Annotated in this window: 24 protein-coding genes; 14 read left to right on the forward strand and 10 right to left on the reverse strand. The window is 68.3% G+C overall.

The genetic code is table 11. The features are described 5' to 3' along the window. Window positions 1–126 precede the first annotated feature (126 nt). From WA640_RS19760 to WA640_RS19780, 5 genes are all read left to right on the forward strand, one after another. A complete protein-coding gene (locus WA640_RS19760; RefSeq protein ID WP_335989914.1) occupies window positions 127–1,617 on the forward strand; it encodes a PD-(D/E)XK nuclease family protein in 1,491 nt (496 codons plus the stop codon). Then, entirely contained in the window at window positions 1,614–2,741 is a 1,128-nt protein-coding gene (locus WA640_RS19765) for a restriction endonuclease-related protein (protein WP_335989917.1), read from the forward strand. The genes WA640_RS19760 and WA640_RS19765 overlap by 4 nt, the downstream gene beginning before the upstream one ends. Continuing rightward, window positions 2,734–6,123 (forward strand): hypothetical protein, encoded by a 3,390-nt coding sequence (locus WA640_RS19770; RefSeq protein ID WP_335989920.1) that lies wholly within the window; start codon window positions 2,734–2,736, stop codon window positions 6,121–6,123. Before WA640_RS19765 ends, WA640_RS19770 begins: the two co-directional genes overlap by 8 nt. 3 nt (window positions 6,124–6,126) lie before the next feature. Then, window positions 6,127–8,967, forward strand: a complete 2,841-nt coding sequence (locus WA640_RS19775) for a pPIWI_RE module domain-containing protein (protein WP_335989923.1) — start codon at window positions 6,127–6,129, stop codon at window positions 8,965–8,967. Window positions 8,968–9,043: 76 nt separating this feature from the next. After that, complete coding sequence (locus WA640_RS19780; RefSeq protein ID WP_335989926.1) at window positions 9,044–9,916, forward strand: restriction endonuclease; 873 nt, start codon at window positions 9,044–9,046, stop codon at window positions 9,914–9,916. A gap of 140 nt (window positions 9,917–10,056) precedes the next feature. Here the strand turns inward: WA640_RS19780 and WA640_RS19785 are convergent, their stop codons facing one another. Then, a complete protein-coding gene (locus WA640_RS19785; protein WP_335989929.1) occupies window positions 10,057–10,635 on the reverse strand; it encodes a hypothetical protein in 579 nt (192 codons plus the stop codon). A gap of 317 nt (window positions 10,636–10,952) precedes the next feature. Here WA640_RS19785 and WA640_RS19790 point away from each other — a divergent pair, with 317 nt between their 5' ends. From WA640_RS19790 to WA640_RS19815, 6 genes are all read left to right on the forward strand, one after another. After that, window positions 10,953–11,249: a hypothetical protein gene (locus tag WA640_RS19790; RefSeq protein WP_335989930.1), complete on the forward strand. Its 297-nt coding sequence runs from the start codon at window positions 10,953–10,955 to the stop codon at window positions 11,247–11,249. Next, a complete protein-coding gene (locus WA640_RS19795; protein WP_335989931.1) occupies window positions 11,246–11,557 on the forward strand; it encodes a hypothetical protein in 312 nt (103 codons plus the stop codon). Before WA640_RS19790 ends, WA640_RS19795 begins: the two co-directional genes overlap by 4 nt. Beyond that, window positions 11,554–11,931 (forward strand): hypothetical protein, encoded by a 378-nt coding sequence (locus tag WA640_RS19800; RefSeq protein WP_335989933.1) that lies wholly within the window; start codon window positions 11,554–11,556, stop codon window positions 11,929–11,931. The genes WA640_RS19795 and WA640_RS19800 overlap by 4 nt, the downstream gene beginning before the upstream one ends. 2 nt (window positions 11,932–11,933) lie before the next feature. Further along, window positions 11,934–12,734, forward strand: a complete 801-nt coding sequence (locus WA640_RS19805) for a hypothetical protein (RefSeq protein ID WP_335989935.1) — start codon at window positions 11,934–11,936, stop codon at window positions 12,732–12,734. Then, window positions 12,727–13,440, forward strand: a complete 714-nt coding sequence (locus WA640_RS19810) for a hypothetical protein (RefSeq protein WP_335989937.1) — start codon at window positions 12,727–12,729, stop codon at window positions 13,438–13,440. Before WA640_RS19805 ends, WA640_RS19810 begins: the two co-directional genes overlap by 8 nt. A gap of 181 nt (window positions 13,441–13,621) precedes the next feature. Further along, window positions 13,622–13,798, forward strand: a complete 177-nt coding sequence (locus WA640_RS19815; RefSeq protein WP_335989938.1) for a hypothetical protein — start codon at window positions 13,622–13,624, stop codon at window positions 13,796–13,798. 182 nt (window positions 13,799–13,980) lie between these two features. Here WA640_RS19815 and WA640_RS19820 read toward each other — a convergent pair whose 3' ends face one another. Beyond that, window positions 13,981–15,327 carry a hypothetical protein gene (locus WA640_RS19820; protein WP_335989939.1) on the reverse strand — a complete coding sequence of 449 codons (1,347 nt, stop codon included), beginning with the start codon at window positions 15,325–15,327 and terminating at the stop codon, window positions 13,981–13,983. Between the two features lie 175 nt (window positions 15,328–15,502). On the opposite strand from WA640_RS19820, the gene WA640_RS19825 reads away from it, so the two are divergent. Both WA640_RS19825 and WA640_RS19830 read left to right on the forward strand, forming a co-directional pair. Beyond that, a complete protein-coding gene (locus WA640_RS19825; RefSeq protein ID WP_335989941.1) occupies window positions 15,503–16,000 on the forward strand; it encodes a GNAT family N-acetyltransferase in 498 nt (165 codons plus the stop codon). Between the two features lie 131 nt (window positions 16,001–16,131). Beyond that, window positions 16,132–16,728 carry a hypothetical protein gene (locus WA640_RS19830; protein WP_335989942.1) on the forward strand — a complete coding sequence of 199 codons (597 nt, stop codon included), beginning with the start codon at window positions 16,132–16,134 and terminating at the stop codon, window positions 16,726–16,728. Between the two features lie 55 nt (window positions 16,729–16,783). Here WA640_RS19830 and WA640_RS19835 read toward each other — a convergent pair whose 3' ends face one another. Both WA640_RS19835 and WA640_RS19840 read right to left on the reverse strand, forming a co-directional pair. Then, window positions 16,784–18,121 carry a hypothetical protein gene (locus WA640_RS19835; protein WP_335989945.1) on the reverse strand — a complete coding sequence of 446 codons (1,338 nt, stop codon included), beginning with the start codon at window positions 18,119–18,121 and terminating at the stop codon, window positions 16,784–16,786. After that, window positions 18,121–18,849: a hypothetical protein gene (locus WA640_RS19840; protein WP_335989947.1), complete on the reverse strand. Its 729-nt coding sequence runs from the start codon at window positions 18,847–18,849 to the stop codon at window positions 18,121–18,123. Before WA640_RS19840 ends, WA640_RS19835 begins: the two co-directional genes overlap by 1 nt. Window positions 18,850–19,183: 334 nt before the next feature. Here WA640_RS19840 and WA640_RS19845 point away from each other — a divergent pair, with 334 nt between their 5' ends. Then, window positions 19,184–19,681 (forward strand): hypothetical protein, encoded by a 498-nt coding sequence (locus WA640_RS19845; protein WP_335989949.1) that lies wholly within the window; start codon window positions 19,184–19,186, stop codon window positions 19,679–19,681. Between the two features lie 89 nt (window positions 19,682–19,770). Here WA640_RS19845 and WA640_RS19850 read toward each other — a convergent pair whose 3' ends face one another. From WA640_RS19850 to WA640_RS19875, 6 genes are all read right to left on the reverse strand, one after another. Next, window positions 19,771–20,460 carry a GNAT family N-acetyltransferase gene (locus WA640_RS19850; protein WP_335989951.1) on the reverse strand — a complete coding sequence of 230 codons (690 nt, stop codon included), beginning with the start codon at window positions 20,458–20,460 and terminating at the stop codon, window positions 19,771–19,773. A gap of 48 nt (window positions 20,461–20,508) precedes the next feature. Further along, window positions 20,509–21,177: a GNAT family N-acetyltransferase gene (locus WA640_RS19855; protein ID WP_335989954.1), complete on the reverse strand. Its 669-nt coding sequence runs from the start codon at window positions 21,175–21,177 to the stop codon at window positions 20,509–20,511. Window positions 21,178–21,248: 71 nt separating this feature from the next. After that, window positions 21,249–21,737 (reverse strand): PPC domain-containing DNA-binding protein, encoded by a 489-nt coding sequence (locus tag WA640_RS19860; protein WP_335989956.1) that lies wholly within the window; start codon window positions 21,735–21,737, stop codon window positions 21,249–21,251. Window positions 21,738–21,969: 232 nt separating this feature from the next. Further along, window positions 21,970–22,341, reverse strand: a complete 372-nt coding sequence (locus tag WA640_RS19865; protein ID WP_335989957.1) for a hypothetical protein — start codon at window positions 22,339–22,341, stop codon at window positions 21,970–21,972. Window positions 22,342–22,432: 91 nt separating this feature from the next. Next, the gene (locus WA640_RS19870; protein WP_335989958.1) at window positions 22,433–23,125 is read right to left on the reverse strand and encodes a RibD family protein; all 693 of its coding nucleotides are present in this window, start codon (window positions 23,123–23,125) and stop codon (window positions 22,433–22,435) included. Further along, entirely contained in the window at window positions 23,122–23,985 is an 864-nt protein-coding gene (locus WA640_RS19875; protein ID WP_335989960.1) for a hypothetical protein, read from the reverse strand. The genes WA640_RS19870 and WA640_RS19875 overlap by 4 nt, the downstream gene beginning before the upstream one ends. Window positions 23,986–24,093 lie beyond the last annotated feature (108 nt).

Raw genomic sequence — 24,093 nt, forward strand, 5'->3', positions numbered from 1 at the left:
GCGGAAGGCCCCTTCTTGGAGCAGCACTCTGTCAACCCGGCTACGCCTGCCGTCCTCCGAATCAGCGCGAGCATGGCCACGGCAATCGGTGCACCGTGCGCAGTAGCGCGACGTGCCAAAGCCCGCGTGAATCGCCCCGTCAACCGCGTATGGCGCCAGCGCCCTGTCCTGCAGGACTTCCTTTTCGAACCGCTTTTTGCAGTTCTCGACGCGCACGAGCATGATGGAGTCCGCCTCGGACAGGCCCTGTCGATTCTCGATCGGTGGGGTGAGCGGCTGGATGTTCCTGAGCGGCGCTGGATTGCCCACGCGGCGTTCGCCTATCCCGATTTCATGTCCATGGGTTTTCGAGCGGTGCGGGGCTGGTGGGTGGTCCAGGCGAAAGGGAGCAGTGAGACCAGGGAACTGTATTCCTGGGGCCGCGGCTACGTGTCGGACGTCAATGAGCGCCACCGCGTCCTGGTCATGCCGACCTTCACTTCTCCCGACCAACGGTCCCCTGATCAGGTCAAGGTCGCGATCGCGGCCTACACGACCGCGATGGGAAGCCTCGGCGAACGCCCTGATCCCTGGACTGGACCGTTCTCCCTCGACGACACGTCAGTGGAAGCCGACGAGGTCACGGTGCTCGCCGTTGGGCTCAACGACGGGGCAACGCGAGAACTGTGGAACGGGAGCCCTGCGTCGGCGAAAGCCCGGTATGAGTCCCTGGGGCGCCCGGCCATCGCCGCGGTGATGGGTCCGGCGGAGGCAATCCCGGGCCACGACTGCGATGAGTGCAAGCGGCTCGACGCGTGCGAGACAATCCCGGTACTGAAGGGCATGCTCGGGGTCTGCGACCCGCGCCGACCGCTGCGAGAGGTCTCGGCGACGAGCCTGCGGTACTACCAGGACTGCCCACGGAAGGACCGCCTCGCTCGCATCAACTTGCACGGCACCAGCGACGAGACAGCCGCAACCTTGACCGGCCGCACCGTCGATGCCAGGCTCAATGCCCTCCACGACATGCCTCGCGACCGCGGATGCAGTCTGGACGAGCTGCGGGCGCCAGTGTCGGCACTTGTCGGCTCAGACCGGATCGGGTCTGCCGAGCTTGAGCGTGCGCGCCGACTTCTGGCCGGCCACCGGTACACCTGCCCCTGGGACAGCGGATGCGCCGTCACCGGCGCTCAAGCGCAAGCCACCATCGTCGCTTTCGACCCTGACGCGTCCGCGATCATCAAAGCCAAACCTGACTTGCTTTATCGCGAGGACGGGGCGCTGGTGTGGCGCGAGACCGCGACGTCGGGCGCTCCGCCGCGGAGCGGATGGAACCTGTTCGACTCCTGGAAACGGATCCAACTGGCGATCGCGCTCCTGCTGTGTGAGGGAGGAGCGTTCGGTGCGGACACTCCGGTGGCCCGTGTCGAAGTGGAGTACCTGACCGACCGCGGCCCGGATATCCGATACCTGGAGTGCGGCAACGATTCGAACATTGCAGCCGCCCGAGAAGTCCTGGCGAGTGTCGTACCCCTCTGGTTCAATGACGACCACTTCGCGCCATCACCGGGCCCGGCCTGCAGTCGGTGCCCCTACCAGCGATGGTGCCCCGAATCCATTCAAGGAGGCGGCCGGTGACCGATACCGGTGTCACAGCCGACCAACTGCTCTCGGCGGTCGCGACCGCCGTAGTGAAACTGTCCCGGACCGAGGTACCCGGTGACCCAGTCTACGACCAGGTGACCCAGCGGGCCTACAACCATCTGGTACTCCGGACCTCGCTTGCAACCGGATATGTCGTGCCGCGCAGCGTGCCACACATGGTGGCGCTGATCGCAGGCGTGCCGGCGCGTGAATGGCTGCCGGGATCGGACTCCGGCGCGGTCCTCCTCGACAACGTGTCGATGCACCCGACCCAGGAGTGCCTGGAGCTGATCGTCGACTACCGCGACCCGCTCGGTGAGAAGTTCGAGCATGCCATCCTCGATGCCGCCTTCACCGCATGCCGGGAAGCAAAGTCCCCGAATTCATACGTGGCCTTCCGGCGCCTGCTTATCCGGCGGCCGACCATGACGCAGCTGGAGATGCTCGAGGCGTTCGGCGACGACCTTTTCCTGCAGCCGTGCATGGACGTCCTCAGATCCTGCTACCGGCCCGCACCGGCGGGCTTGCAGTCGAAGGGCGTCTTCGCCGAATGCGACGGATGCGGATGCCTCCTGACCCCGGTTACCGGGCGTGGCTGGGTCTGCGATCTCGACCGGTGCCGCGGCCGCAAGTCCGCGAAGATCCGCCGGGAACTGGAAGCAGGCGCCAACGGCGGGGTGTACCACCTGGAGTACCCCCTTCGCGCATTCGTCACCGGTCCGGGCCTGTCTGAAGTGGACCTCGAAGACCGATTGATCGCCAGCGGGGTCAAAGTCGAGATGTGGCCGAATTTCGACGCCTGCGACCTCCTCGTAATCCTCCCCAACGGCCTCCGGTGGGCCGTCGACGTCAAGGACTACGCCAACGGCGCAGTCCTGGGCCGCAGATTCACCACCTTCAAGACCAACCCCGGCTTCGACGAGGCGTTCCTCGTCGTCCCCGATTACCGGTTTACCGGCGGCGGCTACGCCGAGTCGTTCACGTACGCACGAAAGATCCGGCACCCGAATCTACCGTTTTTGGAGCCGGTGCCCGTGAGCAGCTTCGTGAAAAAAGTCGATACGACCATGTCCGGCATCCGGGCAGCCGCTGCAGGAAAGGACCACGCCAGTGCGTAGCACCGCCGACTGGTCGGAGTCGATCGAGGCCGGCCTTCGGGGATGGCCCGCCGAACTCAAAGGCACGATTACCCCGGCCGCGATGGCCCGAGTCGAACTCGGGCTCCACCTCCTGCTGGATGTCCTCCCCGAAGGGCGCGCTCGCGACGGGTGGACGCTGCTCGGTGGCATGCCCTACGCGGAAGTCTTCCATGCCGACCTGACCGATGAACAGCGCCACCGCATCGCCTGCGCGCGTCAATACCTCGGATCGCTACGACGACGCCATATCTGGCGCCGCCAGGTCAAACGCTACATGCAAGTCCCCGAGCAATTCCGTGGATTCGCCCTCACCGACCTCGACAGTCGACCCGAACAGCGCCAGGAGCTCGCGCTGGCGGCAGGCCGATTTGCCCTCTACGACCAGGTCCTAGATTCACTCCCCGATCTGGTGCAGGCCCCGCTGCCAATCGCGAGAGCCGGCGAGCACCGGTTCCGCGTCGGCGACCGCCACTTTTCGGTCAATCTTCCCGAGTCCCTCGCCGCGAGCCCCGCACCCCGCCAGTACTCCTTCGGGCAGCCCAAGGCCGGCGGCGGCAATCCGATCATCATTACTGGCAGCGAACTGCTGGCCGCAGCGAAAGCGATGGACGCCGCCGAAGCGGTGCTGCCGCAGGGCCAGCGTCGGCAGTGGGTGCAGAGCCTCGGCGATGTCCGGGTGGCCACCGCGTTCGGCGGGTTCGTCTTCGACGAAGACTGGCAGTTCACCATCGCCGACCTGTTCCACCTGGTCGGCATGGTCGGTGCGGGCAAGTCCACCATCAGCTTTCTCCTGACCTACCACTGTGTGGTGCATCTAGGGCTGAAGGTCACGATCGTGGTCGGGGACGTCGCTGAGAGTCTCCGAGCGACCGCGATTTTCAACAGGCTCGGGCATCCGCAGGTGCATGCCGCCCCGATCATCGGCCGCACTACGCGCGAGCGGCACATCCACCGGTTGCACCGGCGCCAGCACGGCAGCGGGGCGGCCAGCATGCTTGAGCACAACGACCCGGCGTTCGACTACCTCTCCAGCGCCTGCATGATCGATGCACTCCGAGGCCTCGAAGGTGTGACGCCACTGCGTCTCCACGAAGCCCCATGCACCAGCCTCCTCCCAGTAGCGGCACCGGTGCTAGACGACCCTTTCACCGACGAGGATGCGGAGGCGCTGCCGACCACCGCTCGGCGGCCGGAGCCAGAACGATTCCACGGGTGCCCTGCTTGGAGCATCTGCCCACGGCACCAGGGCGCTCGCGAACTCATTGACGCCCCTATCTGGATCGCAACGGTGCCTGGCCTGCTGCACGCCAGCGTCCCCAGGCACCAGACCGACGCCCGCATCCGCTATCTCGAGGCGGCCTGCGACCGCTCCGACCTCATCATCGTCGACGAGGCCGACCGCGTCCAGACGCAGCTCGACATCCACTTCGCACCAGCGGCGACGCTGTGCGGGAGAGGCGCGGACTCCTGGATCGACTGGCTGCGCCGCCACACGCTCGAGCAGATCAACGCCCAGGGGCGCCGCCAACTCTCCGACAAGGAGGTCAGCCGCTGGATCGTGGCACTCAACGCTGTCGCTGCGGCTGCCGACCGGATCTATTCGATGCTCAATGACGATCAGGATCTGCGCCGCTGGGTCGGCACCGACTACTTCAGTGCCGCGACCCTCCACCGGGAGCTCTACCGCGACTGGTTCGGGGGCGTCATCACCAGCGAGGAGGACGACGCGGGGGAGTCGCTGTTCGAGCGGGTGCTCAACGACTTTCGCGACAAGCCCCTGCAGACGAGCGTCCCGAGAACACATCCGCACGCAGCGCTCCTGCGCGAGCTCGTCGATATGGCCAATGCGATCGTGATCAACACCGACGTGGACCATGCCCGGCTCGGCCGTCTCATCGCGGGCCTGACCTGCGAGGCGTCCGAACCGGCCGGGAGCGACGACGCCGACCGGCAGCGGTTCGCGTTCACCTTGCTCGTCGCAGTGCTGGATGACCAGCTGACGGTGCTGACGAGCATGTGGCCCCTGGTCGAGTCGGCGCTGAACCTCGAATCGGCCTCGAACGCGCTCACCCGCACTCCCCCACGGGACTACGAGCCGCTGATGGCGGAATCTCCGATGGGCAATGTGCTCGGCTACCAATTCACGCCTGAGCAACCCGGTCCTCCGCCGCACAGCGGATCGCTGCGGTTCTTCCACTGTTCCGGGCTCGGCAGGGACCTGCTGCAGCGCCTGCCCTCGCTGGGCGCCTCGGCCGACCGGCCCGGCCCGCACGTCCTGGCAATGTCGGCCACCAGCTGGGCGGGCACCTCTAGCCGCTATCACTTGCACGCGCCGGTCGATGCCATCCTCAGCCCACGCCAAGACTATGTCGACCGGGTGCGCGAGACGGTCTTCCACAGCCAGTTCCTCGAAGACAGTGACGGGCGACCATTGCGCCTGTCGGGCAACCGCACGCCCGAACAACGCCGAGCCGTCCTGACGGAGATGCTGCGCCAGCTCGCCGAACCCGACCGGAAGCTGGTCGGACAAACCAGTCCGTTCCAGGACGAGCTCGCCGAGATCAAAGACCCCCGGCGGCGGCGCCTCCTGCTGCTCACCGGCTCATACGAGGAAGCCAGGGTGGCCGCACACTTCCTGAACGACCTGCCCGAATGGAAGGGCAAGGTCACGCTCCTGATCGCTGACGACGCCGACAACGACGACTCCTGGTTTTCCCTGCGACGTGGCGACCTTGCCGCCTATCCGCGATTGGACAGCCAGATCCTCGTCGCACCCCTGCTGGCGGTCGAACGCGGCCACAACATCGTTCTCGACGACGGCACGGCCGCCATCGGCACCGTCTATTTCCTGGCCCGCCCCCACGACCGTCCCGACGACATCAACCTCGCCATCCATGCCGAGAACGACTGGGCCATGCGGTTCGTCGGCGACGGCGAGTTCGACGCTTTGCGCTACGGGAACCCGACCCCCGATCAGGCCGCGGCCGCGTTCCGCCGACAAGCGGTCCGCAAATGGCACCGATACCTCACCCGCACCGTCGCCTGGAGCTCGCTCAAGGACGGCGAGAAGGACTCCTTCACTTGGGATCAGCTCGTCGTCATGTGGCAGGTCATCGGACGGCTGGTCCGCGGGGGCGCGCCCGCTCGCGTCAAGTTCTGCGACGCGGCCTTCGCCCCGGGCCTGGCGAGCGGCAACACCGCCCGCGACACACCCGACACCAGCATGCTCAAACGCTTCGAAGCCATCCTCGAACCCCACCTGGCCCCTGACGGCAACGCCTCCGCCTACAACCGGGCCATCGCCCAAGCGCTGTTCCAACCGTTCTGGGACGCATTGATCAGCCTCGACACCAAGGAGTAAGGGATGAGCGGACAGAAGAAAAACTATGTGGGGACCGCGGCCTTCCGACTGCGCCAAGACACCGACCTCGCCGCGCTCCTGGGCGACTACTACGTCTTCAACGTGCCCGAGCACTGGCCGGGCCTGCTGCAGCAGATCTGGCAGCGCAACTGGAGCTCCTTCCACGCCGACCGCTACCCGTCCATGGGCCCGGTCAACAAGGCGCTGCGGGCCATCGCACCCGACATCATCGACACCGCCGCGAAGATCGGACCAGACGCCGCCCCGGGATGGTTGTACTCCCGGAACCGCGCCCGCAGCAACCTGCTCAAACGCATCACCCAGGCATACATGCTCGACCTGCTCGGCGACGAAGCCACCTTTGCCGACCTGCGTGATGCCTGCGAAGCGCTCGACGTCGAAGCGCACCAGGATGACTGGACCCTCGCCGTACCAGGAGCCGACTGGATCCGCACCTCGCCCGGAGGCACCGCCGTCCTGGAGCGATCGCTGTACCGGCTCCTTCCTGAAGTTGCCGCTGAGCACATTCTTGCCCGCGCCCGGACGCACCCCTACGAAGGCGCGTTGCGCTTCGCCCAAGTGCCTTGCGACGATGGCGCCGAACTGATGTCCTGGCCGCCCAAGGAATACACCACTGCCAACAAGAACAACGAGACCCAGACCTGGTACTTCTCGGCAGTTCTGCACCTGCAGATGCGCACGGTCCCCTTCGACTCCGAACCCCGGCTCCACATCAGCGCCAGCATCCGCCGTTGGGTCACCAGCAAGGTCTTCATCCCGCCACGCCGCTCGGTCAGCGTCTATCTGCGCACCACGCCTGCAGTCGGCCCCGGCGAACCGGAACCACGCTTCGCCATGCCCGCACTCAAATGGGACCGCGGTCGCAAGGAAACCGTCTGGCGCGGCGGCGGCCCCGCCCAGATCCTCGGCCGACTGGCATTCATCGACGCCTTCCCCGAACTCGCGCAGGTCCGCACCGACCCCGGCAGCTTCCTGCGCTCGCACCTGGGTTATGACCTCGGTGTCGTCCACCACACCCAAATGGGCGGCCACGGCGTCGAGGCAGGCATCATGCCCGACGAACGGCGCAACCTTATCGCCTGGGCCGCCTCCGCACTCCCAGCGGAGTTCGAACCAGCCGTGGGCCTGCGACGCACGAACCATCCCAACCAGGCCGCGCCCGGCCAATACACCGACCGCGTCTCCACTCCGCGAGAACCGAAAGCGCCCAAGGCGGATGCCGAATGGGAGAGCCAGGAGGCCAAGACCAAAGCCGAGAAGGAATACAAGGAACAGTTCAAGATCTGGGAGGCCGAACGAGACGACGCCGCCGCAGCCAACGCCATCGTGGACGGCGACAACGCCGCCGTGCGCCGCGCGCGATTGACCCAAGCCCTCGGCTCCGAAGAACTGCGCATCGACGCTCTCACTTCCACCACACGCATCCGGACGGCCCTAACCGAGGCCGCCGCAGCATGGCTCGGCCTCGACGCGACTCCAGTGGACGGCGAACCCAACCAATTCCTGTTCACCTGCCCGGGCCTGGCCGTCCGCCTCACCTTCCACGCCGGCGGGCACCTCCTTGGCGACCTCGGACGCCTCACCGGCAAGACCAGCCACGAAGCCGCCGAAGCCCACCGCGCCAAAGAAATCCGTGCATTGCTCGAATCCCAGCCCCATCGCAGCGAACTCGTCCTTGCCGAAATCCCCGAACGCGAGCACTACCGCACCGACCGCAAAGCCGACCCCTACCGGGCCATCCGCGTCGGCGCCGCCGAAGCCGGCCGCGTCACCCAGTTCATCACCACCGGCGGCAAGAAAAAGGAAGTCCCACACCGCGCCCGTGCCGCGTTCGGCGACGGCATGCGCCAACTCGGTATCCGCCTCCTACCACCCCACACCAGCGACCTCCAGATCCCCGACGACTTCGACCAGGTCGCATTCTGGCTCGTCCGCCGCAACACCACCGCCGAAATGCACCACTCCCTGTACACACCCATCGCGATCCTCATCCGACCCGGGCAACCGCGCATCATGGCGCGCACCGCGGACTCCGACGACTGGATGACGTACCCGCAGCTGCTCTGCGAGCTCGCCACGTCGCCTCCGCGCGCCGAGCACCTCAGATACGAAGACGCGCAGCGCGAAGAGGTCGCCAGACTGATCCGCACAACACTGCCGAGCCTGCGCGGTAGGCACACCCTCGTCCTCGCCGAGGCCACCAACCTGCGCTCACGATGGAGCTGGCTGACCGACGAAGGGCTCACCGACGGCACGCTCCGAATCGGCGATGGCCAGGCTAAAGCCCTCGCGGTGGTCGGCCCCAAGCTCAGAGTCGTGCGCACCCGACTCGAAAACAGCCGTGCGGAAACCCCAGCGTGGTGGGCGACCTCCGCGAAAGCGGCCGACGAGACCGCTGGGTTCACCACCGGATTGTGGCAGCGGGAAGACGCCGAGACTGCTGCGCGGGTGTACTACAGCCTCACTGAGAAAAGCGCCAAGCTCAACACCCGCCCGACCGCTGCTCGCAAGTTCACTGACTACCAGTACAAAGGCGTCAAGCCAGCCGAGCCCGGCGAGACCATGCCGGTCCCACGCCTGCTCGAGATCACTGTCGCCGGCCTGTCACGGGCCGATGAGGACGCTTCGGCCGCAGACTGGGCCATGTTCGTCCACCAACAGCGCTACTGCGCTGAGCACCCTGAAGGACTCCAACTGCCCTATGCACTCGCAATGGCGCACCGCACCAACCAGTACGCCCTGCCGCATGAGGACGACGAGTACGTCAGCGACGATGACTCCGACCAAGACGACAACACATTCGAGCAGCTCACATTGTTTTGACCGCAAACCGTTCCGGGCAGGACTTCCGCCGCAACAGCGCCAAGCTGCTTCGCACACTCGGCAATGCGATCGGGCGGTGCCGCCTGGCATCGCCGAGCGCGAGACGACCATTACAACACGGGGAGAATGGAAGACCGACCAGGTGATCATGAACTGGGAAGCCGCAGAAGCATGCGCTGCCGCGCACATGCGGGCCCTCGGGTTCGACGACGCTGAGACAACCCGCAATGGTGCAGACCACGGCAAGGACGTCAACTCAAGCCGAGCGATTGCGCAGGTGAAGTTCGAAGCGACCAAAACCAGCGAACCGCAGATCAGAGACGTGCTCGGCACCGCCAAACGTGAAGAGAAGACCGCGGTCTTCTACAGCCTTGCGGGATACACGGACACAGCCATCGCCTGGGCCGGCAGATCCGTCGCCCTCTTCCAATACAGCAGATCCGGCGAAGTCACTCCGATCAACAGCCGTGCCCACAGCCTGGCGGGTGCGATGAACACAGCAATTCGGAACCAGCCCGTCCAACAGTCGGCCACACCCGCCAGCGTCAGCGGCGGCTTCACGAAATTCGCAATCGTCGCGGTGGCCGTCATCGCTGGATTTATCGCGCTCTCGTCACTTTCGGCGAAAGCAGACGACGACTTCAAGGAGGACGTGAGCACCATCCGAGGCGAGATCGAGGTCTCCCGTGCAGCGTATGAGGACGCCGGGAAGATCTGGCCATTCAAGTTCGATGACGGAGTGCTCCAGTGCCGCGGAGAACAGCAAGTCATTACAGGTGTCTTCGACGGTGTCGTCTACGGTCTCGAAGGGGTCGAGGACCACCAGCTAGAAAACCTGGGCTGGTACCAGTCCCGCGAAATCCTCCTCGACGACCCCAACGGGTTCCCCGGCGCGAGGCTCAGCCTCGACGATGCGCTCCATGAAGGACGGAGCGTCTGCGCAGGGTAGTGTTGACGCATCTCGCACCCGGAGCCAAGTGCGCGAACCGCGCCTGTCAAAACCTGGTTGCTGCAAGCTGTCCTTTGGCCTAAGCGCGCACCGTGCTGGCCAACTATCCGGAGCTGACACATGCTGAGCGTCATCAGCAGTCAGTCCTCAGCGCGACGGAGCGCCCAGGCCAGCGCGGTGTCGGCCCCGGCGTACCACTCGCGTTCGACGGTCATGTAGCAGCGGCCGCTGGCGAAGGCGCTCTCTGCGGCTGCCCGGTGGGGATCGCCGGTGAACGGGTGGGCTTTGACGCGTGACCCTGGGGCCTCGTCGACAGTGCCGAGCAGCCAGTGCAGGGCGTACCGCCAGCCCTCAGCGAAAGGGCGGTTGTCGGGGTGCTCGCTGAGGCCCGTGCGCAGGGCGGAGGGCGGTCGCAGATGCGGGTCGGGGTCGGCGATGCCGAGCGCGGCGACGACGGCGGCCGGGTCGGTCTTGGTGTGGTACCGGATGTGGACGGCGAGTGTCTGGGGCCAGGGCAGGCGGCGGTCGAACCCGTTGATGGCGACCTGCGGTTCGTCGGGACCGCCGGAGTCGTTGCGCCACAGCTGCGCGAAAAAGGAGCCGAGCGGGTCGTCATAGCCCCAGATGCTGTAGTCCTCCCAGCCCGGCAGGTCCAGCGCCTCGGTGAACGGTGCGCCGGGTCGGACCAGGAAATGCCGTGCAGGATCGGGAGCCGTCATGGCGACCAGTATGCACGGCAACGCATGACGTGCTGGTGCGGGCGGGCTTCGGGCCGGTGCGGGACCCGGCGGCGGCCTAGGGATCGGCAATCGCCCGATGCGCGCCCAGGGGCCTAGTGACGCTGATCGTGTCGCGCTCTCGGCCGTCGCTTGACGGGTGTGCAGGTGGCCTGCTGCCCTGGCGAGCCGCTGCGACCGCGAAGTGACGAGTTAGCGACACTTGTCGATTCGAGGGCGGTGAGCTGCGGCGGCGCTCAGTAGCATGAAGAAAGTCCGATTATGTGGCCCTAGTCCAGGGAGTCCCGTTGGATGCCGATGTGATCATGTATGCCCGCCGCGAGCTCGCCGCCGCAGGCGCGACTCCGCACGATGTCAGGGCGGCGCCCGTCCTGGCGGAGTTGACGGTCGCGGAGGCGTGGCCGGTCCGCCGGGTCGGTGCGGCCATGAACCTCCTCGGCGACCTCACCGCGGTCGACATCGACGCCCCCGACCTCGACTTCGAACCCGACGGCTGGCAGTGGCGGTCGGCCGCCCTCTCGGAGCTGATCGGCAGCCTCCACCAACGGGTCGACCAGATCCAGGCGGCCCTGGCCCGACCCGAGGCGACACCGTGAACGCCAGTAGCTCACGCCGGGACGCGCTTGATCACGCGGCCGGCCACCTCGAGGGCGTGCGGGAGCGGCTGGTCCGGGCGATGCAGGCGAGCGCGTCCGCGGCCGGCGGGGCGGTCACCGCGACCGCCGAGCTCGACGGGCACTGCCGGATCGCGATCGGATCCGATCAGGCCCAGGCGATGGACCCCGCCGACATCACCGCGGCCGTCATCGCGGCCCACAACCGCGCCCACCATCTCCTCGCCGAGCAAGTGGTGCGCGCGGTCCCGTTCTTAGGCGACCGACCCGGAGCGGAGGCGGCGCCGTGACCGAGGTGTTCATGGACCCCGATGCGGTCCTGGCCTACCGCGACCATCTCGGGCCGCGGCTCGATGCCCTCACCGGCCATGCCGCGCTCCTGGCGACCGAGGCCCCGGCCGCCGTCGACCCCGCCGACCTCGACAGCGCTCTGATGCTCCCGCTCGATTGCCTCGGACCCGACGCACTGTGGACCGAAGGCGCCGCGGCCGCCATCGAGATGGTGTTCTTCGCCCGAGCGGGGGAGGCGGTGACCGCCGCCCAGCTCATCGAGGACCTCCGGGAGACCTTGGCGCTCTTCGTCGACCGCTGGCTCGAGACCGAGGACGCCATCACCGCGGACATGGACGCGCTGGCGGCCGAGCTCGAGAACTGGAGGAGCTGACGATGGCCGACGAGGTCACCTCCCTGCCCGATGCGGTCGACACCGCGTGGGCCAACCCGATCGTCGCGCTCTACCAGGAGCAGGCCGAGTACATCAGGATCCTCGACGAGCTCGCCGTCGAGTACGGCATCGGCAACCCCGCAGGGTCCTTCGCCGAGGCGCCCCTGCCCAGCCAGGTGGTGTACGAGCTGTGCTCGGTCGATGCGGTCGCGATCCAGACCGCGGCCCTGCGGCTGCACCAGGCCACCCAGGAGCGGTTCGCGACGCTGTCGGATGCGGACTTCGAGACCCTGCTGGAGGACTCCTGGCGGGGCGATCTGGCCGACCGGTTCCGCGCATGGGTCGAAGGCGGCGGTATCTACCAGGGCATCAACGTCTTCTTCGAGGAGGTCCGCGCGAAGGCCGAAGGCACCGCGCTGGTGCTGTACAACATGGCCGAGCGGTTGAAGGCCTCGCTGGAGGAGCTCGACACCAGTCTGCGCGAGCAGTTCGCCGGCCTCGATGACGTCGCCGCGCGCAACGGCATGGCCGCCAGCGGCCTGTGGGCCTACATTCTCGGACTGGGCGGGTTCCTCGGCGCCCTCCTGGCGCCCCTGTCCATCATCATCGGCTTCATCATCGCCGCCATTTCCCTGGTGATCTTCCTGTGGGACATGCACCGCAAGACCGCCGAAGACGTCCAGGGCTCGATCGAGGCCCTCGGCGACTTCCACGGCGCCGTCGCCGGCCAAGCCGGCAGCACCGGCACCAGCGGCGCCGACCTCGACCAAGCCGACTTCGAAGGCGCCGACGGCCATGGATGAGCCCGCCGTCCCCACGAACCGGGCCCGGCCATGGCGGCCGGGTCTCGGGCGGCGGCTGCTCACCTCCGCGCTGGCGCTGGTGATGTTCGCGGTCGGCATGGGGCTGGCGACCGTCTTGTCGGAGCGCCCGTGGTGGGAGCCGGCCCCGACACGCGCCGAGCGCCTGCTCGGCCCCGCAGCCGAGGACCCGGGCGGGCTGTGCTCGGCGACCGCCTGGGAAGCGGCCGACAGCAACAGCCCGGCTTTCACCTTCACCGGACTCACCACGTCCCCGGAGGGGTCGTTCGCGAACGCGGGCGGCTGCCGCGTCGCCTTCGACCTCGTCATCGACGGCCGTCCTGCTGGGAGCGCCGAGGTCGCCATCGAGATGCTGTGGGCCTATCCGCGTACGATCCCCTGGGGCCCGGCCAGCGGCTGCACCCGCACCCTGCAGACCACACCCGACCTGGCCGACGCCCTCGCCGCTGCCGGGGCGGACCTCGCCGCCGATGCGGACGCCTGCCTCGTGAGCACTGATTCTGGCGCGGATCAGGCAGTGGTCACGATCTGGGCCCACCGGATCTACGGCGACTACCACGACTATCTCGCCGTCACCCTCACCGACGAGGACCCCGAACCCGATCCCGACCCTGCACGCACGAAGGCGTTCGCGGACTTCGTCGCGCAGGAACTGTGGAGCGTCATCGACCGCTACCTGCCCGTCTGAGGCGCGGTGCCGGCCGCTATTGGGGTGCGGCAGTTGCAGCAAGGCGGCACCCGGCCTCGGAGGAACGCCGAGACCAGCGCGCCCGCGGTGGCGGCGAGGCGCGCGACTGCTGGAGGACCACGACGGTGCAGCGACCAGGTCCGCATGATCAGCGGTTGAGGTACTTGCCCGGCTGGAGGGGGTGGATCAGCACCTCCGCTTTCAGAACGCCGAGTTCGAGAGCGGAGCGCAGTTGGTCGGCGTCGATATGGACAGTGCTTCGGGCGATGCAGCTGTCGAAGACGCGTGCGACTGGACGACGGTGTCGTCGACACTAACCGTCACCCGCACGTCCATAGTCGGTTCGGCGGCCATGTGAGGTTCCTGCTTTCGGTGAGGGGCTCGCGCGCTGTCCGACTCGGTGGAAACCAGGGGCGCTGGCGGCCGGTTCGGTGCAAGCCCGGGTGTGTTCTATGCGCTGCCGCGCCGTGCCCTGCCGTTGCGAGCGCCGCAGTCGGGTCTCGGCTTTCTGGTTTAAGGCTGGCTGGTGCGGCTGCGGGATCATGCCTCAGGGTAGAGGCGGTAGACGGCCTGGAGCAGCGCTGTCGGCGGCAACGGCGGCATATCGGCGAGGGTCTCGAGGTGCGCGGGGTCGGCGTGCCCGGCCGCGACCGCAGCGGCCAGGCACTGGACCTGCCGGGCGCGGCGGTGCTCGTCGGGGTCGCCCGCCACCCAAGCCAGGACCGCCAGGGACAGGTGCTCGGTATCAGCGCCGACGCTCGGCCAGCCGTGGGCCTGCACCTGGTCGCCGAGCCATTGCCGGAACCGCTCAACGCTCTCGCGAGCCCTCGCGGTTCGCTCGTCCTCAAGACCCGGAGCCCTCCCAGGGTCGGTCCGGACCGGGGACGTCGGGAGCTGGCCCGGTTCGGACGAGGCGATATGGCCGAGCGCGTACCGGACGTGGCCTGGGGGCGGACCGACGAGGGTGAGGTCGTCCACGGGGTAGTACCGGTCGGACTGCAGCGGCCAGCGGAAGTCCTCGCCATAGGGGACCGGCTCGATGGGTGCGGGTGCGCCGCGGCGCACCCGCAGGACCTGGTGCCCGTCGGAACGGACCCATGCCCGCCCGTCGGGCCACTGAACGTTCCCCTGCTGGAGCGTCGCGGGATCGAGCTCCTGCCAGCGGCCCCGCGCCCAGGCCCGGGCCCATCCGAGTGCGTCGAGGACCAGGTCGGCCTCGCGCTCAGAGGAGACCGGCGGGTCCAGGGCGATCGGACCGAGCAGGACGTCCGCGTCGCCAGGATCGTCGGTGGTGGCGAGGTGCAGCGTGTACTCGGTGGTGTAGGACCCGGCGGAGGCGCCCTCGTAGGTGCGCCGGGCAGTGTGGAGGTGCGCCCACGCCCAGGCCGGACCTGCGCCCGCCGCCTCGGCCGAGGGGAGGTCGTATCGTTCCCTGGCGCGCGTGATTGCCGCGGCGGCGCGCTCGGGTGCTTCGGCGGCCATCTGCCGCATCCACCACACGCCGACCAGCAGGCTCGCCGCGTGGTCGGTGAGCTGGATCCGGGCCTCGCGGCTCATCCGGTCCAGTGCCGTGGCGCGGTCGGTGGCGGTCATCTCGGCGAGGTCGGCGGTCCGCTGGGTGGTCCCGTCCGGCGAGAGCTCCCGCAGTGGGTGGCGGCTGGTGTACGCGCGGGCGACGAGCTCGACCAGACGCACCAGGACCGCGGTGTGTCCGGCGAGGGCTGCGGCATGCGAGGCGCGGCAGAGACCGCAGCGCGCCCAGGCCGCGCCGGCGAGCGCGGTGATGGCGGCGTCATGCTTGGACGGGTCGGTCTCAGTATCGAAGGGGCCCAACCGGTGCCGGTGACCGGCGCGATCGCTGGCCGTCTCGTCAAGCATGTCCGTCACCGGGTAGCCCTCTCCGTACAGCGCCTTGGGCGCCTTCGTGCGTGGGATCGTGCCATCATGCTAACGCCGACCGCCGCCATGAAGGGCCCCTCGGGGCGCGGGTGGCACCGTGCGAATGGCAAGCAGATCGAGTCGGGCCCACCCGAACACGCCGCACCGCTTACGATGGCGCCTTATGCGCCTCACTGATCTGACGCTCGACCTCGCTGGCCCGGTCCGTGACCTGATGGCGGCGGGCGCGCCGTTCGTGCGGGCGAGGGATGATTCCGACTACTGGCTGTACGCCACGCATTTCGCGGACACGTGCCCGGTGGTGCTCGATGACGAGGGTGTGGTGGTGGCTGCGGCGATCGCGGTGCAGTCGCAGACGCGACCGGGCGAGATCTATCTCCAGGACCTCATGGTCGACGCCGGCCACCGCAGGCAAGGCATGGCGCGGATGCTCGTCGGCCAGCTGCGCGCCGTGGCGGCCGAGCGGGGGTGCACGAGGATCACGTTGACCTCGGCTCCTGAAAACCATGTCGCCCACCGGGCATGGATGCGCCTTGGGTTCACCAACCGGCCAGGGGATCAGGTCACTGCCGAAGGCGTCGAGGTCATCACCGACTTCAAGGGCGTCGGGAAGCACCGGGCCGTCTACGACCTCGACCTTGCGGGGCGGCGTCGCGCATGATCGCTGGTGGGCCTCGGACGCCCCCGGCATCGGCTTTCCCTGCCAGGCGGCGACGGCGTGGACTCTGGATTCGATGGGTGAGTGTCCCGCTGCGGGTTGACGGCGGCGGCCGGTGCATCTAAGTTCCCGGCATGACGGAAACGACCTACCCCACTGCCGATGCTGCCCGCGCCGCCGCGGTCCAGGACTTCCCCGACGCACTGGAGGAGCCGGATCTGAGCGCGTTCTTCGGTGGGCGGACCCGGGTGCTCTACGACGCGGGCTCGCACACCGTGCTCCTGGTCGACACCGGAAACGCCGACGGCAGTCCCGGCGAATGCGTTGTGGAGACTATTGCCGGGCACGAGCTGCCGGGCCATCCGGCGTTCTACGAGACGCTCGAGGGCGGCGTGTCCCACTGGTGGGGCGCGGACAATACGGAGACGTTGGCGGTGCTGGAGGCGATGACGCGGATCTACATCGCGGCGCAGCGGACCCGCGGATTCGTCCACGGCCCAACTGGTGATGCGGCCATTGACGTGCGATTGCCGCTGGAGCAGATCATCGACCGGCTGCGGCAGCAGCTGGTCGTGTGGGAAGCGGTCCAGACCCGGTTCCTGCGAGCCGAGTTCGCCGCAGCCGCAGCGGACGGCAAGCTTGAACATCGAGCCGAGGAGCTGCGGGTGTCGCGCAGCGACTGGATCGACATGATCGCTGCCGACCGGCGCCGGTTCGGGACCTTGGAGTAGCCGCGGTGCCCGCCGCAAGCACCCTGGGTTGACCGTCCATGCGGGTGCTTGAGGTTCAGCTGTACCAGGCGGTGACGGTCCACCGCTGGTGCTCGCGGATCAGGAGCGCGGCCCGGCCGTCGGCGAGGAGGACCTGGAGGCGGGTGTAGCGGCGGCGTCGGGCCGGGTCCCACCAGCGCTCCTGGACGGGCCACGGGCCCGCCCACTCGGTAATCGCCGTGCGGGTGCCGTCGGTATCGGTAAGGAATGCGGGTGGGGCGGAGACGAACCCGCGGGCGTCGCATGTGACCGCCTCGCCTGCGGTGTCGAGGACGCTGACCGGTTCGGCAACGGTGATCGCCGGCGGCGGGCCGGTGAGGGTGCCGGGCCAGGGCCCGCCCGGCTCGGGCCGGTCATTGGCGTCCCAGGGCAGGAGATGGAGCCGCTCGGCAAGGTCGCGGCCTCCGCCTTCGCGGGCGCGGACGACCGTCCCGGGGCCCAGGAGGGTCTCGGCGTGCCGCAGCGCCCGCTCGGCGCGAAGCTCCGTGGGGGACTTCGTCTCCCACAGGCCCCGTCCGGCCTCGATGAGGCCGATGACCGCGGCGGGGGCGAGGGTGAGGCGGGCGATGGCGTCGGTGCCGCCGGCGGTGAGCCAGCCGTCGAGCTGCCACCGCACCCGGCGGGCCAGCCCTGCGGCGTCGGTGTCCAGATCGGTGGCCCAGGTGCGCGTACGGGTGAGCCCGGCGGCGGTGGCGGCGGTGATGGTGACCCGGGTGCAGGAGAGGTTCCGGGCCGCGAGCGCGGCCAGGAGCTCCTCGGCGAGGGGCCGGGCCGCGAACATGGCCTGCTCGACCGTGGCCCAGGGCTCGTCCGGTTCGATTGCGACGGTGAGGTCCTCGTCGGGGGCCCGGGGAATGAGCGGGCGGTCGCGGTCGGCGGCGGCCAGGGTCTGGGCGCGGCGGGCGGCAGCCCCGAACCGCTCGGCCACGGCGGCGCCGTCGAGCGCGCAGAACGCACCGATGGTCCCGATGCCCAGGTGCCGGAGCGTCTCGACGGTCTTGGGGTCGAGGAGGCCGGTCCGGGCCAGGTCGCCCAGGGGTCGGGGTGCGAGGAAGGCGGCGTCGCTGCGGGGTGGGACGATGCGGCCTTCGGCGGCGGCGAGGGTGGCGGCCAGGAGCGTGTCGGCGATCCCGATGTCGGCGTCGGCCCCGGCCAGGCCGGTGACGGCGTCCAGGACCGCCTCCGCGAGGGCCGCTTCGTCGCCGTGGCCGGGAAGGCGCAGGGCCGCGGCGGCGGGACCGAGGACCTCCAAGTGGGCCGCATGCGCGGTCAGGATGTCAAGCACCGCGTTGAACCGTGCTGGGTCGGTCGCGGCATCGATGCCGTGGAGGTGGACGACGAGCAGCCGCGACATCATCGCCGCCGCAGCGCGATCACGTTCGAGGGCGCCTGCGGGGCGCCGCCGTAGGGCCACAGGCGCTCGAGCGCGCCGCGGCCGGAGCGCCATGCGGCGCGCACCTCCAGCTCGACCGCGTCGAGCTCGCCCGCACCCCAGTATCGGCCGGTGTTGGCGCGCAGACCCTGCCACCGGGCGGCGGCCACGTCCAGGCGGGCGTCGACGCCGGGCACGTGCCGGGTCTCCCACCAGATCAGCGCGCACCCTGCCCTCCTGGCCTTCCCTGCGAGCCGGCGGGTCTGTGCGGGGGTGAGTGCGGCGGAGGGCAGGACGAGGGCGGCGAGGCCGTCGGCGAGCGCGTTCGCCGCGTCGCCGATCCGCGGCCCGGCCGCGTCCACGAACGCGAGCCGGTCGAGGTCCGCCCCGGCAGCGGCGGCGGCGAGCGGGTAGATCCCGCGCAGGCCCAGCACCGCGCACCACAGCCCTGCCGTGGTCGGCCCGGCCAGGAGCCGCCACAGCAGGGCGAGCGCACCGGTCGCGCCGGCGCCGATGGCGGTGCTGGCCGCCATGCCGGCGCCGGGCAGGAGCGGGGCGATGTCGGCGGTGACCGCTAGGGTGCGGGGTGCGGGTATCGCCGCCCCGCCGGCCGTGGCCGGCGGGGCGGGCACCAGATCCCGGGCGCGCACCAGGCCGAGCCGAGCGGCGAGCGCCGCCGCGTCGGCGCGCACGGCACCGCCAGACGCCATGAGAACCCCCGTTCCTAGTTTGAGTTTAGTCGAACATGTGTTCGGAACGAGACAAGACGATAGCGCGCCCGAGCGGGTTTGTCACCTGTACTGCACCGCACGTGATCGACATCGGGGCGACGGTGTGAGCTGCGGCAACGCTGCAGCCTGCCTGTCGGCCTCGCCCGGTGCGAACGGCAGCTCAGACAGGGACTATCGCCCGACCACTGGCCGGGACTGGTACCGACATGCCGCCTGGCGGGATGCGAAGCCGAAGCCTCCGAACGGGATACGGTCGGGCATGGACACTCCTGGGGACCCGTTCGCGGACCGGCCGCTGCCGCTGTATGCGGCTATGCGCGCCCTGGTCGCGCTCGCCGGGCTCGACATCGGGAATCTGCGGGCCGGGCCGCCGCGATCGCGCGCCGCACCGGTGGCGATCGCCGCCGGGGAGCGGGCGAGCGGCATCGTCTTCGACGAGCGCCACCGCTGGTTCCTGCGGTATGCCGACGGCTGGCCCGCGCTGTGGCCGGTCGCGCTGTTCGGGCTCGCGGAGCTGGGCGACCGGAGCCGCATGGCGGCCATGACGGCGCAGTTGGCGGCGACCGGTGACCTGGCTTCGCAACAACTTGAGACCGAGGACGTCTACCCGGTGGCGTGGGCGCGTGAAGGCGGCACGGCAGTGGTGGTCCGGCCCGGGCACGAGCGCGCCGGACACGTATTCTGGTTCGAGGGCGTTCAGACCGGTATCTCCCCCGGATTCGACGCCTTCATCGATGGTGCCGTGGGGCGGCTGCTGGAAGTGGCCGGACCCCTGGCCGGAGGCCAACCCGCCATCCCGATTCGCGCATGACCTGCCCGGCAAGCGGAAGATGGTGCGGCGGTGCATGACCTGTTGTGAAAATGGGCATCGGCGGATCGACCGGGCTCCGACTCAGAGCCTTACCCTTGTCGGTCTCCTCCATTTTGAGCATCGAGTCCGACCCAGGATCGAACGTCAGCGACTCCGTCAACCTCGACCGCACCCCGGGGCATGGCCGTCCAATCTGCTTTGGACATCCGATGACGGCGCACCGTGTGGGCTCGGCCGTCCTCCTTTGCGACGACGTCGAGCCCATCGGGCCGGTATCCGAGCTTCTCGGAGACGCGGTTCGAGGCGAGGTTGTGGTCGTAGGTGCAGGTGCGCGCCCACTCTCCCTCGAGATGATCGAAGACCAGCGCGAGGGCCGCCTCGCGCATCTGGGTGCCGAGGCCATTCCCCTGGCGGTCGAGGCGCAGCCATGACCCCGTGGTGACCTGCCGGGTGATCGCATAATGCTCGGCATGGACGGCCTGCACGCCGATGGGCTCGCCCTCGAGGAACACGGCGAGTTCGAGGCGCCATTGCTCGGGTTTCCAGCTCCCGAGTGCGCTCAGGTTCCACTGGATGAGGTTCATCGCACGCTCGTGCGGGGGCAGCAGCGCCCACGCCGTCTCGCCAGGTCCTGCGAGAAAGGGCCGCTCGTCAGGTCGGTGAATGCCCGATGCGGCTGCGGCGGCCAGCGCGGGGAGCTCGTCGGGGTGGGGCAGTCGCAGTTCCAACCGGGCGGTACGGATCCGCAAGTGGAACAGGGGGATGAGATCGGCGAGCATGAGCAGCACTCCTTGAATCGTCGAATGCGCGGACGGGTCGGTGCTCGATCATGGCGCGCTGCCGAGGAAGTACGGCAGGGCACGGTCCAGGCCGGTGACGGCGACCGGGGGCCGAGGTCCTGAGCGCCACTGATCTGCGCTGATGCGGAACCGGCGGGCGAGGTGTGCTCTCCCGTCCTCTCGGGCCGCGATTTCGCTGCCGTCGCTGACATACCCGATCTTCTCCGAAACCCGGCAGGCGGCCCGATTGTCCTCGAAGCTGCGCGTCAACGCCGTGCGCGCATGCAGCGCATCGAACGCGAACGCCAGAGCGGCCTGGCGCATCTGTGTGCCCAGGCCCTGGCGCTGGCGGGTGATGGTCAGCCAAGAGGAGGAGGCCACCTCGCGCGTGAGCGCGAAGTGCTCGGCGTAGACCACTTGCACCCCGACCGGCTCGTCGTCGACGAACACGCCCAGCGGGAGCACCCACTTGTCGGGCCTCCAAGCGCCGATGGCCTCGAACTGCTGCAGCACCACGGCGCGCGCCCGCTCTCGGGGCTCCAGCAGCACCCACGAGGTGCTCCCGGGCCGAGCGAGATAGGGGCGCTCATCAGACGCGTGAATGCCCGCCGCCGCTGCGGTCCCCAGCCGCGGCAGCTCATCGGGTAGTGCCAAGCGCAGTTCAAGCTTCGGTGCGCGGATCCGAATCCGGTACAGGGGAACAGCGTTGGCGAGCATGTACACCAGGATGGATGCGAGGAAGTGATCGGCACAAGGTGTTATCGAACCGTACAGAATCTAGCGAAACCTCAGGCCCGTGGTTCGCCGGGTCTTGTGCCGGGGGTGAAGCGCAGCAGTGGCACGTTGTACATGCTGGGGTCGGGCTCGCGCAGGAGCTGGGGCGCGGTGACTTCCTGGATGATCAGCTCGGCGAGGAAATCTACGGTAGCGCCCAGGAGGTGGCTGGTGTACCCGGTGGCCGAGCGGCGCTTCTCGCCGACACTGAGATGCAGGTGCGGGGCGATCTTCTGCTGTTGCGGGTCCCATGCGAGGGTGCCGGCGCCGACGGCCTCGACCGCTTCGAGCTGCACCTGGTCCCACACCGGTGCGGCGGGGATTTCGACGGCCTTGCAGGTGCCGACGATGCTGGCGGTGGTGAACGCGGCGACGAACATCGGCAGGTAGCCCTGGCGGATTCCGTAGTCCTGGCAGACGGTACTGAGTTCGGTCAGGAAGTCGTCGCCGGGTTCGAAGGTGACGGCGATCGTGCGTCCGAGTGTGAGTGTGGTGGAGGGCATGGTACTCCGGTCGGTCAGGTGGACGGCTTCGTGAGCGCAGGGGCCCGTCGAGTTCAGTTCCGCTGAGTTTGACACAGCGGGCGATGAACCAAGGCCTTGTGACCCCGAGATAGTCGACGGCCGCTTCGAGTCGGTTTGCGGGAGTCAACTCTAGGGCGGCGCTGCATTCGGTGGTGTGCCTGACAGCACCGTGTCCTGCTCTAGGCGGACACGCGTCCTGGATCTGGAGTGGCTATCCGCGTTGGGATTCGAGTCGCTCGATGTGGGTGAAGATGTCCATATCGGTGGCGCGCTGCCAGTCGGGGAGCTCCTCCCACGGGGCGACGTAGCTGGCCTTGGGGGAGGGTAGAAGCCGGTGGATCTGGGCATTCCAGCACGCGGCGATGAATTGGCCGCGTTGCACTGGGGCGAGGTGCGCGATAGCGCCGTCGCTGGTCGCGATGAAGTGGCGGACCTGTTCGTATACGGCGGCGGCAGCGGTCTGCTCCCATTCGGGCATTTCCTCCCAAGGGGCGATGTACCCCGCTTTGGGTTCCCCGGGAAAATGCCGCTTGATGCCCTCGATCCACGCATCGCGGAATCGCGACCCTGACTCGTTGCTCATGTTGCTTCTTTCATGTCTGCCGAATGGAACCGGCTATTATATCTGTAGTAGTAGAGCGGACCGTATGGATCGCTGCTATTGCTTTTGGCAGCTACTGTGTGGGCGCAAGGTAGCGCAGTAGGACGACTTCGCCGATACGCTCGACATCAGCGAGTCGGAACGGGTTGTCGGGGCCTTGGGGAAATTCACCAATACCGACGAATCGCGGAGCGGACTGGTGGCCGATGAGGAATGGCGCCACCACGAGATGGACTTCGTCGGCGAGTCCTGCGCTCAGGAACGAGGTGTGCATCTGGCTACCGCCTTCGACCATTAGGCGCTGGACTCCACGCCTAGCGAGATCGCCCAAGACACGGTTGAGATCGAGCGGGTCGCCAGCGTCGATGACGGTTGCGGCATTCTCCAGGCGTTTCGCGACGTCGGTGCGCGCCGAACTAGTGGTGTAGACGAGCTTGTCCTGGTCTCCGGTGGAGAAAAATTTCGCCTGCGGGTCGAGCATGGTGCCGCCTCGGGTGACGGTCACCTTGATGGGTGACTCGGTCGCGCCGGCCTGGACCCGAGTGCGCCTGCGGTCCTCGGATCTGACCATGAGGCGGGGGTTGTCGGCGGCGATGGTGTTAGCGCCGACGAGGATGGCGTCGACGCCCGCGCGTTCCTGGTCGACACGGTCGAAGTCCTCGTCATTGGAAAGTAGGAGGCGGTTGGGAGTGGCGTCGTCGATGTAGCCGTCGATTGAGGCGGCAACTGACAGGAGTACGTACGGCCGGGCATTGTTATTGGTCATGTGTTCTGGACTTCCTCGGTGGTGCCGGATCGGGTCAGGTTGAGCACTTGTGTCGGGTAGGTCTCTGGAGTGCAGGCGATCAGCGATCCAAAGGCCTCGTCGGTGATCCAGGATCGCAGGCGTCTGTCTTTGGCAGCCTCGGCTGCGAACTGTGCGGCGGCTCCACCGCTAGCAGCGAGCGGGATGACTCGCTTACCCAATGTCGTGGCGTAGTCGAGTTCGATCGCGGTGCCTTGGCCTCCGCCGATAACCAGGACCCAGTGCGCCGGGGCGACGACGTTGTGGTGCCCGTAGCGGCCAATGGCCGCGTCGGCGCCCGGTGGCTGGTATTGGTCCGCCATATAGGTCATGACCTCAATCCCGAGTCCAACTGGACCGTGGTGTACCTGCCAGCCCTCGCGCAGGACCAGTCGTGCCAGTGGGGCAATGACTGCGTCTATGGCGTCGGTGTCGGAATCCCCCCTGCGGCTGCCGCAGATCGCGACATCGATGGCCGTTCGGTCACCGAGACTGGAGGGCGAAGCGGGGTCCGTAGCGAATGTGCTGGCGCGGGCCCGGGCGGGTGCGAGCCCGAGCAGAACGCGTGAAGCATCGGGCATGAGTAGTCCATCCGCGATGCGGGCGAGGACTTCGATATCGCTGACGCACGCCTGCCGGTGGCCATTGACCCAGTGGGAAACGTCGGAGCGATCGTGATCGATGAGTTGGGCGAGCCTGGTCTGCGTGCAGTCGGTGTGGTGGTTGATGAACGCGGTGAGCAACGCGGCGATGTCGCGCCGAGCCAGCGAAGTCCGTACTTCGGAGTCATGCCAAAACGTCGGATCGATCGAACTGGTCGCAAAGAGCTTTCGCCGGGACACGTCGTCGCCTCCGGAGGTCGGTGGACGAGCGTCCATCGTATCGGTTGCGTCCGAGTCTGCTGCGGGCTGTCCGGTTGCTGTGGAACGGTTCCACGGGATGAGGGCGCT

Origin of the sequence: Glycomyces sp. MUSA5-2 (assembly GCF_037034145.1) — a bacterium.
GTDB lineage: Bacteria > Actinomycetota > Actinomycetes > Mycobacteriales > Micromonosporaceae > Glycomyces > Glycomyces artemisiae.